The organism is Sedimentibacter hydroxybenzoicus DSM 7310 (assembly GCF_013403245.1).
In the GTDB taxonomy this organism is placed as follows: Bacteria; Bacillota; Clostridia; order Tissierellales; family Sedimentibacteraceae; genus Sedimentibacter; species Sedimentibacter hydroxybenzoicus.
In genome coordinates this window covers 1-12,520 of sequence record NZ_JACBNQ010000041.1, presented here as the reverse complement: position 1 = coordinate 12,520, position 12,520 = coordinate 1, and the positions used below count along the sequence as shown (strand labels likewise).

11 protein-coding genes and 1 tRNA gene are annotated in these 12,520 nt (G+C 31.9%); 4 read left to right on the top strand and 8 right to left on the bottom strand.

Going from position 1 to position 12,520, the window contains the following annotated elements:
- Positions 1-274 precede the first annotated feature (274 nt).
- The gene (locus HZF24_RS18240) at positions 275-997 is read left to right on the top strand and encodes an MBL fold metallo-hydrolase (protein WP_179239809.1); all 723 of its coding nucleotides are present in this window, start codon (positions 275-277) and stop codon (positions 995-997) included.
- A 139-nt stretch (positions 998-1,136) separates the two neighbouring features.
- A complete protein-coding gene (locus HZF24_RS18235; protein ID WP_179239808.1) occupies positions 1,137-1,613 on the top strand; it encodes a hypothetical protein in 477 nt (158 codons plus the stop codon).
- A 137-nt stretch (positions 1,614-1,750) separates the two neighbouring features.
- On the opposite strand, the gene HZF24_RS18230 is transcribed toward HZF24_RS18235, so the two are convergent.
- The 5 genes from HZF24_RS18230 to gpr all read right to left on the bottom strand — a co-directional run bounded on the left by HZF24_RS18230 (position 1,751) and on the right by gpr (position 7,361).
- Positions 1,751-2,563: a TPM domain-containing protein gene (locus HZF24_RS18230; RefSeq protein WP_322790758.1), complete on the bottom strand. Its 813-nt coding sequence runs from the start codon at positions 2,561-2,563 to the stop codon at positions 1,751-1,753.
- Positions 2,564-2,574: 11 nt separating this feature from the next.
- Positions 2,575-3,141 (bottom strand): LemA family protein, encoded by a 567-nt coding sequence (locus HZF24_RS18225; RefSeq protein WP_179239807.1) that lies wholly within the window; start codon positions 3,139-3,141, stop codon positions 2,575-2,577.
- An 11-nt stretch (positions 3,142-3,152) separates the two neighbouring features.
- The gene (gene lepA / locus HZF24_RS18220) at positions 3,153-4,958 is read right to left on the bottom strand and encodes a translation elongation factor 4 (protein ID WP_179239806.1); all 1,806 of its coding nucleotides are present in this window, start codon (positions 4,956-4,958) and stop codon (positions 3,153-3,155) included.
- A 234-nt stretch (positions 4,959-5,192) separates the two neighbouring features.
- Positions 5,193-6,320 (bottom strand): stage II sporulation protein P, encoded by a 1,128-nt coding sequence (gene spoIIP, locus HZF24_RS18215; RefSeq protein WP_179239805.1) that lies wholly within the window; start codon positions 6,318-6,320, stop codon positions 5,193-5,195.
- A gap of 108 nt (positions 6,321-6,428) precedes the next feature.
- On the bottom strand, positions 6,429-7,361 hold the full coding sequence (gene gpr, locus HZF24_RS18210; protein WP_179239804.1) for a GPR endopeptidase: 933 nt from the start codon (positions 7,359-7,361) through the stop codon (positions 6,429-6,431).
- Between the two features lie 181 nt (positions 7,362-7,542).
- Here gpr and rpsT point away from each other — a divergent pair, with 181 nt between their 5' ends.
- Entirely contained in the window at positions 7,543-7,806 is a 264-nt protein-coding gene (rpsT, locus tag HZF24_RS18205) for a 30S ribosomal protein S20 (RefSeq protein WP_179239803.1), read from the top strand.
- Between the two features lie 146 nt (positions 7,807-7,952).
- Here rpsT and holA read toward each other — a convergent pair whose 3' ends face one another.
- Together holA and HZF24_RS18195 are read right to left on the bottom strand one after the other, a co-directional pair.
- Complete coding sequence (gene holA / locus HZF24_RS18200; protein ID WP_179239802.1) at positions 7,953-9,002, bottom strand: DNA polymerase III subunit delta; 1,050 nt, start codon at positions 9,000-9,002, stop codon at positions 7,953-7,955.
- Positions 8,980-11,331 (bottom strand): DNA internalization-related competence protein ComEC/Rec2, encoded by a 2,352-nt coding sequence (locus tag HZF24_RS18195; RefSeq protein WP_179239801.1) that lies wholly within the window; start codon positions 11,329-11,331, stop codon positions 8,980-8,982. The genes holA and HZF24_RS18195 overlap by 23 nt, the downstream gene beginning before the upstream one ends.
- Positions 11,332-11,405: 74 nt before the next feature.
- On the opposite strand from HZF24_RS18195, the gene HZF24_RS18190 reads away from it, so the two are divergent.
- Positions 11,406-12,374 carry a ribonuclease H-like domain-containing protein gene (locus tag HZF24_RS18190; protein WP_179239800.1) on the top strand — a complete coding sequence of 323 codons (969 nt, stop codon included), beginning with the start codon at positions 11,406-11,408 and terminating at the stop codon, positions 12,372-12,374.
- Positions 12,375-12,446: 72 nt separating this feature from the next.
- Here HZF24_RS18190 and HZF24_RS18185 read toward each other — a convergent pair.
- Positions 12,447-12,519: transfer RNA gene (locus HZF24_RS18185), tRNA-Phe, on the bottom strand.
- Between the last annotated feature and the right edge of the window lies 1 nt (position 12,520).

Below are 12,520 nucleotides of genomic sequence, written 5' to 3'. Positions count from 1 at the left end.
GATTATACCTGTTTTTGCCAACCAAAAAAAGCTTTTTCTTTATTTGTTACTTTTTCTTAACTCATGCGTTTGTCGTGTACTGAATTTGCCTAATTTTAAATATTAAAACCTTGATTCCTCAGTCTCATTCACAAAAATATATACTCCCTGCGGTAGTATATTTTTGGAATAACAACACATATATATTTTTTCTTTATTAAAAATTATTATTCCGCTTTTTCACATGAATAATTTATGATATGATAATATCAAAATAAATAAAAAGGAGCTTATTATGAAAATATATTATGTATATCACAGTTGTTTTATTGTTGAAACAGACAATTCGTTTTTTATGTTTGATTATTTTAAGAATAAGCAAGATAAACAAGAAAATTTTGATTTTAACAAGCTTTTAAAACAAATTATAAAGAGCCCCAAGCCGCTTTATGTTTTTGCTTCACACAGCCATCAGGATCATTTTAATCAAAGTATTTTTTCTTTTGCTGAAGAAAAATCAAATACATACTACATACTAAGCAGTGACATAAAGCTTTATAATAACATTGATAATATATATGTTGCGAAGCAAAATACAGAAAATAAAATTAACAATTTAACAATCAATACCTTTGGTTCAACCGATGAGGGTGTCAGCTTCTTAATCGATGATGAAGGAACTCATATATTTCACGCCGGAGATTTGAATTGGTGGAAATGGCCCGATGATACTGAAGAGGAAGAAAAGGAAATGGAAGATGCTTTTAAAACAATTATTGAAGATATTATAAAATTAAATGTAAAAATAGATGTTGCCTTTTTCCCGGTTGACGGAAGGTTGGAACAGAATTATAAATGCGGAGGTGAATATTTCATAGAAAAACTTCAACCCAAGGTATTTATTCCAATGCATTTCTGGGATAATTTTAAAACTGCTTCAGATTTTAAAAATCACATGACAAATACATCAACAAATATAATCGAAATAAGCCATAATAGTGAAATAATCAAATTATAGCATCTAAAATTTTATTGAATTTCGCTTAGTGTTAAAGTTCATTGCCAAATATTTTTATAAAAATTCTAAAATAATTATCCTAATTTATAAAATTCATAATATATATTACAAATAATATTTATTATTAGGGGGATTGGCAATGAAAATAACTATAACAAATGAAAGCGGTGATTGGAAAGAAATGCTTTATACAAAGGATAAGGTTACATATGAAGTAAAAAGTCAGGAAATAATGGATTTTTTTAATCAATTGGCTGAATCATACAGCAACAATGAGTGCATGGACGAAATGTATGAATGCCTTTATAATCTTATTAATTACGGTTATCTATATACAGATTCAGAAGCAAATGTTGATTATTTCAATGACGAGGATTACGACGATTATGATGATTACGATTATGATGAAAATGATTTTATATCGCAGGAAGGCTTTAAATTAATTGAATCTACAATTGAATACTATGTGGATGGAGAAAAGGTTCCAAAAGAAGAGTACGATGATGCCTGGGATGACAGATTGGGATATCTTGGTTCTTCAAACTGGGAAGAAAACGGACTTTCTATAATAAACTCCGAAACAGATGAAATTATTTTTTTAGGCAAAATTTCTTAACGATCGATAAGCGGTTGATGGGCAATGAATAGGCAGTTGATAATCAATGGAAAAAAACAATAAAGAACCTGTATTGTGCGACTAAGCACTCTCATTACAGGTTCTTTATCAATCGCTAATCTAGTGCAAATCCATCGTCAAAAGCCGCGCCCTGCACCGCCTCCGCCTGAACGGCCTCCGCCTCCAAAACTTCCTCCGCCGAAGCCTCCGCCTCCGGAACGACCGCCAAAGCCGCCTATGTGAGTTCCACTTCCGAAGTTAGTGAATCTTGGCATAAAATAAGGCATAAAAACGCTTCTGCGTCTTCTTCCCCTACCTCCTCCAAATCCGTTAATTATTATGATTATAACAATTAACGCTATTAACCTGAATAGTGAACCATAATTGGAAGAGCTTTCTTCATAAGGATTTTCTACTTTTATATCTCCAAATATATCTTCATTATTATAACCATATTCATTATTTACTTCTATAGCTAAATTATAAAATATATTTTCCAGACCGGTTGAATAATCTCCTTCTGAGAGATAATCCAAGGATTCATCCAATATACGACCGGATTCAGAATCCGTTATAGCACCTTCCAAGCCGTATCCAACCTCAATTTTAATTCTTCTTTCCTCTAATGCCAATAACAGAAGTACGCCGTTATCGTAACCCTTATTTCCTATTTCCCATTCTTCAAAGAGCTTTACCGAATATGTATTTTCATCTAAGCCCTGCATACTTTTTACGGTGACAACAACTATCTGAGGTTTCTCCTCCGTATTTTCATAGTTGAGATTAATCTTCAATATATTGTTTTTTGACTCATCATTCATTAAACCGGCAAAGTCATTTATATAAAATTCTCTTGTGGGCTCAGGTAAATCAATGTTAAGTCCGTATGCAACAGTTGATGTTATTATCAATAATGCTGTGAGCATAACGGCTAACCGATTTTTATTCACAGTATCACTCCTTAATCAAAGTTTACTTTTGGTGCTACATCAGCCCCCGGAGACGCTTCAAAATACGGTCTCGTTTCAAATCCGAACATTCCCGCCATTATATTTTTAGGAAAGCTTCTGATAGCAGAATTATACTTGCTTACTACTCCATTATATCTGTCCCTTTCCACTGATATTCTGTTTTCAGTTCCTGCAAGAGTATCCATTAATGCTGTAACATTTTGATTGGACTTAAGCTCAGGGTAGTTTTCTACCACAACCAATAATCTTGATAATGCACCTTCCAATTCATTAGATGCCTGCACCTTTTCATCGGTAGAGCCTGCACCTGCCAATCTCGCTCTCGCATCGGCGATTGCCGTGAAAACTTCCTGCTCATGAGCCATTGCACCCTTAACGGTTTCAACTAAATTTGGTATCAAATCAAATCTTAATTGAAGCTTACTTTCAACATTTGCCCATTGGTTGTTTACTTCTTCATCCATTGCGACCAATGAATTGTAACTTCCAAATGTGCTCATAACAACTATACCTGCGATTACTAAAACAGCTATTAATATTATTAAACCTTTTTTCATATTATCACCTCTTAATCTTCATCAAACTTTAATACGGCTAAGAACGCTTCCTGTGGAACTTCCACGCTGCCTATTTGCCTCATACGCTTCTTGCCTTCCTTTTGTTTCTCAAGAAGCTTTTTCTTTCTTGTTATATCTCCGCCGTAGCATTTTGCCAAGACATCCTTTCTAAGCGCTTTAACGGTTTCTCTGGCGATAATTTTGCCTCCTACCGCCGCTTGCAAGGGTACTGCAAATAAATGTCTCGGAATTACATCCTTCAATCTTTCTACAATTGATCTTCCTCTTTCGTAAGCCTTGTCTTCATGAACTATTATGGAAAATGCATCCACCAATTCAGCATTTATAAGAATATCCATTTTTACAAGCTCTGAGCGCACATATCCATGCAGTTCATAATCTAACGAAGCGTATCCTCTGGTTCTTGATTTTAATGCGTCAAAAAAATCATATATTACTTCATTCAACGGAAGCTTATAATGTAATATTACCCTTGTTGCTTCCATATACTCCATATTTTCAAATGTTCCCCTTCTATTTTGACAAAGCTCCATTATTGCTCCCACATATTCAGTAGGTGTCATTATTGAAGCATTTACAATAGGCTCCTCCATATAATCTATTTCCTGTACAGGAGGCATGTTTGTAGGATTTTGTAAAATTATCATTTCACCGTTTGTTTTATAAACATTGTAAATAACACTCGGAGTCGTTGCAATAATATTTAAATCAAATTCTCTTTCAAGTCTCTCCTGTATGATTTCCATGTGCAATAAACCTAGGAAACCGCATCTGAAGCCAAATCCTAAAGCAATAGATGTTTCCGGCTCAAAGGTCAGGGAAGCGTCATTAACCTGAAGCTTCTCCAATGCATCACGAACTGAGTTGTATTCCTCACCTTCAGCAGGATAAATACCGCAATACACCATTGATGTAACCTTTTTGTAACCCGGGAGGGGCTCCTTAGCAGGGTTTGAATCACTTGTTATGGTATCTCCTACGCGGCAGCTTTTAACTTCCTTCATACTTGCACACAAATAACCCACATCGCCTGAATACAATGCGGCTACCGGCTTCTGAGTAGGAGAAATAACGCCTACTTCAGTAACATCAAAGCTCTTACCTGTCGACATCATTTTAATTCTGTCGCCTTTTTTTACTTGACCTTCTTTTATTCTTATAAAAGCCACAACACCTCTGTAACTGTCATAATAAGAATCGAACACCAGTGCTTTTAAAGGTGCATCCTCTTCTCCGGAAGGAGCAGGTATTTGTTTAACTATTGCTTCAAGAACCTGATCAATATTTATATTGTCCTTGGCAGAAATAAGAGGTGCATTTTCACAATCAAGACCTATTACATCTTCTATTTCCTTTTTTATTTCTTCCGGTCTTGCGCTGGGCAGGTCTATTTTATTTATAACCGGTACAATTTCTAAATCCTGATCCAATGCAAGGTAAACATTCGCCAAAGTCTGTGCTTCTATCCCCTGTGAAGCGTCTACAACCAATACGGCTCCTTCGCAGGCAGCCAGGCTTCTTGACACCTCGTAGTTAAAATCCACATGACCTGGAGTATCTATAAGATTAAGAGTATATTCATGACCGTCCTGAGCTTTGTATAATAAGCTCATGGTTTGAAGCTTAATGGTTATTCCTCTTTCCCTTTCCAAATCCATGTTGTCCAAAACCTGTTCCTGCATTTCACGATGCGAAAGAAGCCCTGTGTTTTCTATTAATCTGTCTGCCAATGTTGATTTTCCATGATCTATATGAGCAATTATCGAAAAGTTTCTTATATATTTTCTTCTGTCCAAAAAAACGCAACCTCCCTAATTTTACGGATATAGGGTATTATATCAAAATTTATATAAATATAAAAGCATTATTTATGCTAAACATCCTGTATTCTCAGGAATAGTGGCAACCTTTGTTTTTGTTATCCCGAGTGAAGCGAGGAATCTCATTTTTAAAACCTGAGATTCCCAGTCTCATTCACCAATGTTTCAGCTCCCTTTGGTCGCAAACATTGAGAATTCATTGCGAATGCCCTAATTAGTATTAGCTATTTCGTCAATATATTCAACCATAATATTTGTTAATAATTCAATAGTATAATTGACTTCATCTATGTGATTCAGAGTGCTGCCTACCTCAAGCAATAATGCATAATCAGAATAATACTGATTGAAGTATGCACCGGGTCTTACTATTACATCTCTGAACAATCCGGGGTACATTTGTTCCGATATATTAAAAAGCAGCTGAGCATTTTTTTTAAGCTCTTCCGAATTTCCGTTTTTATCACCTACTACCAATGTGCATGTTGCTGCGGTTTTATCGTTTATTATTGTTGTTTTCACTCTCGATAAAAACTGTTCATAACTTGAATTTTCTTCTGCACCATCTCTATGTATATCTATAAGTACATTTTTCTTGCTATTAGACAATACCTGGCTTACCGCATAGCTTGAATTGGCATAAGATGAATTATAATCAGGATAATCATTATAATCCTTTAAATGATTAACATCAATTCCCAGGCTTTTCAAATTACTCGTTATTTTGTTGCCCACACCCATTACATTGTAAGTTTCATCATGAGATCTGTAATTACCTTCAACATGAGGAAAATATGCTTCTGTTGCATGAGTATGGAATATCACAACATTAAGCTTTTCATTAACAGAAGCAGCGTCAATTATTATATTTCTTGGGGCGCTGCTTCTTGAAGCCGGTGATGATTCTATAATCTTAAAAAAGTTTTCATGTCGATTGCTTGATATAAATAACGGTGTATTTGTTATAGGTTTTTTTTCTTCTCTTTCGTTGTATATTTCTAAGTCTTTTTCTTCTGTTTCATTACTTTCTATTTTTTTAAAAACTTCCGTGTTAGATTTATCAACGCTTTCTATTAATTTATTTGAGCTCTCTTTTTCTTTGAATGTTTTTTCTAAAAATATATTAAAGTAGGACATAATTTTGTCTATGGCACTTGTCTTACTTTCATCGCTGCCCTCATTGTAGAGAATAGATATAGTAGTAATATCCTGCCCCGACTTTCTTTTCTCCGACAAATTATAAACATAACTGTATCCAATAAAAAGTACAGTCAGGCATATAATTGACATCATCATGTAAAATCTTGTTCCACCCTTATTTCTTCTTTTTCTTTTCATGATCCAACTCCACATATTTTCTTAATAGTAATTTATTATTTAAAAAGTAATATATTAATTTATATGTGTATTGTTTCCTGAATAATACTGTTATTTTTTACAATTATATTACGATTCAAATCCGGGATGAACAGCTTTATTGATAGATAACGCAAGCATATCCGATAAATTATCCATAAGCTCATCTACAGAACTTGGTGTTACAATAGATTCACCATACATTGGACTTAATATTTCCTTTATAAACATATGCTTTTCTTCATATTCTAAATCACCTAATATTCCCATTATGCTTCCTGTATCATCTGTCTTATCTTTTAACGCTTCCTCCATTGCTTCAATAGTGTCATTTACTATGGTTGCTGTGTCAACTACCGTAGGAATACCTATTGCTACAACCTTAACCCCCAAGGTTTCTTCATTCAACGAGCCTTGCATATTTCCTATTCCTGAGCCCGGCTCAATTCCGGCATCAGTAATTTGCACAACCGAGCAAAGACGTCTCATCTTTCTTGAAGCAAGTGCATCAATTATTATTAATAATGTAGGTTGAATTTTTTCAACTACACCAACGATAGTATTAATCGTTTCTATTCCTGTAGTTCCTAAAACTCCCGGCTCCAATATTGACACTTCGTTGAAGTCCTCATCAAAATCCTTGTTATATGCCTTAAAAAATTGGCGAGTAACCTTAATTTTATCTAACGTCTTAGGCCCCAAGGCATCCGCTGTTATGTTTCTGTTTCCCAAGCCAACAACTAAAATTCTATCTCTTTGCAGGCTGGAAACTTCCTTTATTGCATTACACAGTATGTCAATAACTTCTTCTCTTGACTCCTTACTTAAATTTTTTAAATTTCCTGTTTCATACGTTATATATTTACCTCTTTTTTTGCCTACTGCTTTTTCTGCCGTCTCATCAGTTATTTCAAGCTTTACCACTTCACCATGTTTAAAATTTTCGGTTTTTAAAATAACGCCTTCTGCCTTTTGGGCTAATGATTCATTAGCTTCATAAGCTAAGTCTGTTCTATAAAACATTGTGACCTCCATATTTTAATATTAAATTTATTATTGATTTTTTAATTTTTTTTATTCTTTTTACTTGATTTTTATATAATTTGACTGTATAATTGATTTGCTGTCAAAAATGTTGAAATAATGATAATTATGTGCTAAAATAATTAATGGTCTATAATAGAATACTAAGGAGGTGAATACTTTGGCAAATATTAAATCTGCAAAGAAAAGAATTTTAGTTATAAATAAAAAAACTGAAGTAAATAAGAGCAGAAAATCTGAAATCAAAACATATATAAAGAAATTTGAAAAAGCGATAACTGAAGGAAATTATGATCTTGCTAAGGAATTATTGGTAATGTGCGAGAAAAAATTATACCAGGCAGCTGCAAAGAATACTATTCATAAGAATGCAGCAGCAAGAAAGGTTAGCAGATTAACTCTTAAATTAAATAAAGTAGCTTAGGCGAAACAAAAATAACCGGCTTCACCGGTTTTTTTTATGCCCTAACCCTATTTTTCAGAGTTTTTTTCACACTCCCATTGTTTTGACTGCTTATGCCATATATCGGGGACATTCCTTTAAAGACTGACCTCTTAGGATTTCTATCTTTAAAGGTGTGTCCCCATACCTATTACCCCATTTGTAATCAATTCAAGTCCTATACGGCTTTCAATTTCCCCGGTCTTTATCTTCTTATCAATTTCAAGAATTTTTTCTAAATAATATTCTATTTTTTCCGACTTTAAGCTCCTTGTTTGCTTCGAAAGCTTATTGGCTACGAAGCTTTTCAATTTCATCTTACTCATTATCTCATTGAAGCTATAGCCTTTATTACTTAAAATAACGTATTGGTAAAGCATTCTGTACTGCCGTATTATCATATGAATTATGACCTGCTCGGGAGTATTGTTTAAAAGCATATCATTCAATATTCCGAATGCCTGCTCTTTATTGCCGTCACATATATTATCAATAAGCTTAAAGACATTGCTTTCCGACGACTTAATCAATAAATTATCAACGTCCTCCATTAATACATCATTATATCCCATTTTAAAGGAAGATATTTTATCTATTTCATTGTTAATATGATAAAGATTAACAGTGCTTTCATATTCTAAATATCCTGAATTATTGGCTATATAATTAGCAAGACTTAAATTAATATTTAAATTGTTACTCTTAAATTTATCTGAAATATATTTGGACAGCTCCTGCTCATTCAATTTATTTATTTCAAAAATTGCATTGTTGTCTTTAAATTTCTTAACAATTTTTTTCCTTGAATCAGGTTTCTTATCCTTCAATAAGAATACCTTTATACAAGAATCAGAGCCTTCATCTAAAATTTTATTAAACTGTTCTTCTTCAGCTTTATTTAAGCTTCCTGTAGATGTTAAAAAATTTGCTTCCCTTATTACACAAAGCTTTTTTTCAGATATAAAAGGATATGTAGTGACAAATTCATAGAAGTCCGAAAAATTGTTCTCTATTTTTTCAAATTCTTTATAATTCATACTTTCATAATTTTCATCGATATATTTTTTCTTTATATTTTTCACTGCTGTATCTATTAAATAATCTTCTGTTCCAAAAATGAGAACAAAGTTTGGTATTCTTGATTTTTTGATCGTATCAGAAATAATTTTGTAGCTCATAATCTTCTCCCTTATATTTAAATATGTATATTAAAAGTATACAAAATACCGTTAATTTTGTTGTAAAACCTAAAAAATACAACTCATAATATCCTTCAGATCTTGCACCCGTATAAGTATTATAATATATTTTATCGCCTTTTAAAACAAAATTAATTTCACCATGGTCATAGGTTGATAGAATTAAGCTTTTTTCATTTTTATATCTTTCTATTACTTCTTTGTGCGGTATACCGTACTTATTTTTACCGTAGCTGAAAACTGCAATTTCGGGGTTACTTTTATATACAAATTCGTCAGACGAAGATGTTGAGCTGCCGTGGTGAGGTACCAGCAAAATGTCAATATCAGGAATATCGTTGATAATAATGTTTTCTACTTCTTTTTCTATATCGCCGGTAAATAAAATTTTTTTATTATTATAATTAATCAGCATAACCAGTGAAGTATTATTTGTTTTATCTGATGTAATGTCTTTTTCAGGCCATAAAATATCAATATTTAATTTATCATCTATCCTGTAACTCATCCCCTTATTTAATATGCTTATATCTTTATTTATTTCATCGTTGTCAATTGGAGCAAATATATTACTCGCCTTTATTTTACTGTTTAAAAGGTCGTTTAAGCCGGAATAATGGTCACTATCCCAATGACTGATAAACACGCCGTCAATTTGATCAATCCCTCTTTTAATAAAATAAGGCAGCACAGTATATTGACCAAAATTTCTATTATTAGAGCTTCCGCAGTCTATTATTAAGTCGGTAGCTTTGTATTTAACGTGTGTGAATAACCCCTGCCCCGCATCTGCTACGTTTATATAAAGGAAGTTATTTGAAGGTGTCATAAATGTAACTGTATACATGACAATTAAAGTATACATACCACTTTTCTTTGTCAATGAATTATTATGGTTATATACGTATATCATGAAAATAATCATAATATAGAAGAAAACTATTAAGGAAATGGACATAGTTTGTATAGTAAATCCGTTAAAGCCGAATTTCTCCGTAAAATTCACGGCATACCTTAAGCCGTATAAAAGATAGTCAAAAATCCTGAATGGAATTATCAATAAGAAAGGAACCGTACCGTTAAATATTAAAAGTATAAACCCATAGATCATTAATACCGTGAAAATCGGCAATAAAAGCATATTATATATAACTCCCATAACAGGAACATAATTAAAAAAATAAGCTATAACCGGCAACGTAAACAGCATAAGGAATAAATATAAATATATTAGCCTTATAATGGTATTTTTCGTCTGAACATTTTTTAAAATATATTTATTGCATACTATTATGCTTAATGCTGCAGAAAACGATAATAAAAATCCCGCATCAAATATCCAGAATGGGTTGTATATAGTTAATATAAGAGCAGCTAATCCAATGGCGTTTAACGAGCTGTACTTTTTGTAAAAAATTTCTGCTCCGAACAGCAGGGTAAACATAACGAGTGTCCTCATTACTGAAATTGGAAAACCAATTAAAAATCCATAAAGCCATATTATTATCCAAGTAATAATCAATCTTATTCTTCTGCTTAACCCGCAATATTTAAGCACTATCAACAGAAACCCATACAAAAGAACAATATGAGTTCCTGATACAGCGAAAATGTGAGCCAATCCCATTGTTTTTACATTGTCATAAAAATTTTCATCCAAATAATCCACGTTACCCAATAAAATAGATAGAATTATATCTGCATTGCTTTTACTCATCGAATTATAAAACGTCTGTTCGGCATAATTATTAAAATTATAAGATATCTTGTTAAAGTAAGAGTAATCTTCTTTGATTGTTGTTACATTGCCTTCTGCAAAAACTACAGCGCTTATTTTCTTAGACCGCAAATAATTTTTATAATTGAATAACAATCTATTTCTGCTCATATTAACATCAGCAACATTGACATTTCCTTTTATAATACTGTTTTCTCCAACATCGTATTTTTTATCAATATATATTATTGTATTTTCATTGTCAGATAAAATTGTATTGTTTATACTTATCACGGACGCATTATAGCTAAAGTAGTTGGATTTGGATATATTCTTGTCTTTTATTTTAGCTGTTATTTCTATATTTGCATCAATATGCTGCGTTAATTTTGAAATAGAATTGTAATAACAATTAATAAATGATAAAATTAAAAAGGTAATAATAACAAAATTGAATATATATTTTTTAGTGCGACAGGAGTTAAAAAAAAGCAAAACAAATACTGCTATAAACATATAGCCGTAAAAACCGAATTCATATGATATTACTCCCATTGCATAAGCAAAAAACAAAGAAATTATTATATACACAACACACCTCATATTATTTTACCAAAAATTAGGTGATAAATAAAGAGTTTTGTACAAGTATATCAGGAGAAAAAATGATAATAAAGACCAATGAAGTAAAATACAAAGACATTAAATCAGATTTAAATAACTTATTTAAAGAAGCCTTTTTTATTGATATAGAGTCAACCGGCTTATCACGTGTTTATTCAAGCATAATTTCTATAACAATATTATTGCATGAAGAAGGAAACTATAAAATATATCAAATATTCTGTGAGTATAAAATAGACGAGCAAGAAGCTCTTAAATATCTTAAGGATTTAATTAAAACTAAAAAATATATAATAACCTACAACGGAAATAGCTTTGACTTACCATTTTTGGAATATAAGCTGCAAAGTTATAATATTAATTTTAATTTCAATAATTTCAGCAAAATAGATTTATATTCCTTAATCAGACAATTTAAAAACAAGATTGGGACAAGCGATTTGAAGCTTAAAACAATTGAAAGTTATTTTAATATAAATAGAAATGATACCTTAAGCGGCAAGGATATAATTACATTGTACGAGGCATTTCGTATAGAACCAAGAAAGGAATTTTCATATCTTATACTTCAACACAACTACGAGGATGTATATAATCTTCCTGTGCTATTTAATCGAATAACAGATCTTTATGATACTGTCTTGTTTTTTAATGATTTTATTGCATATGTAGTAAACGATGATGTTACTATAAGAAAAGATACTCTGATCTGCAAATATAACATAACTACAGGCTGTAAAACAGACTATGTTCACAGCAGCATGAATTTTAATATAAACATTAATAATAGAACTTCAAAAATTGAAATTAAAATACCTTTGGGGTTTTATTCAGATAATAAAATCAGCGAATTTTATTTTATTGATAATACGGATTACAATGTAAAAGCTTATAGTGCAATCGAAGGAATTAAAAAAAATCTCATACCTATTAAATTTAATAATAGTATATTTAATAATAATGTATTAAATATTATAATCCATATTTTAAATAATGTATTTACCAAATGACAAAGACAGAGGGACGCTTCGCCATGTCCATTCGGACAAGTGAAGCGTCCCTCTGTCTTTGTCATTTTTTAATGCCCAAACGCGGAATCGAACCACGGACACGGAGATTTTCAGTCTCCTGCTCTACCGACTGAGCTATCTGGGCA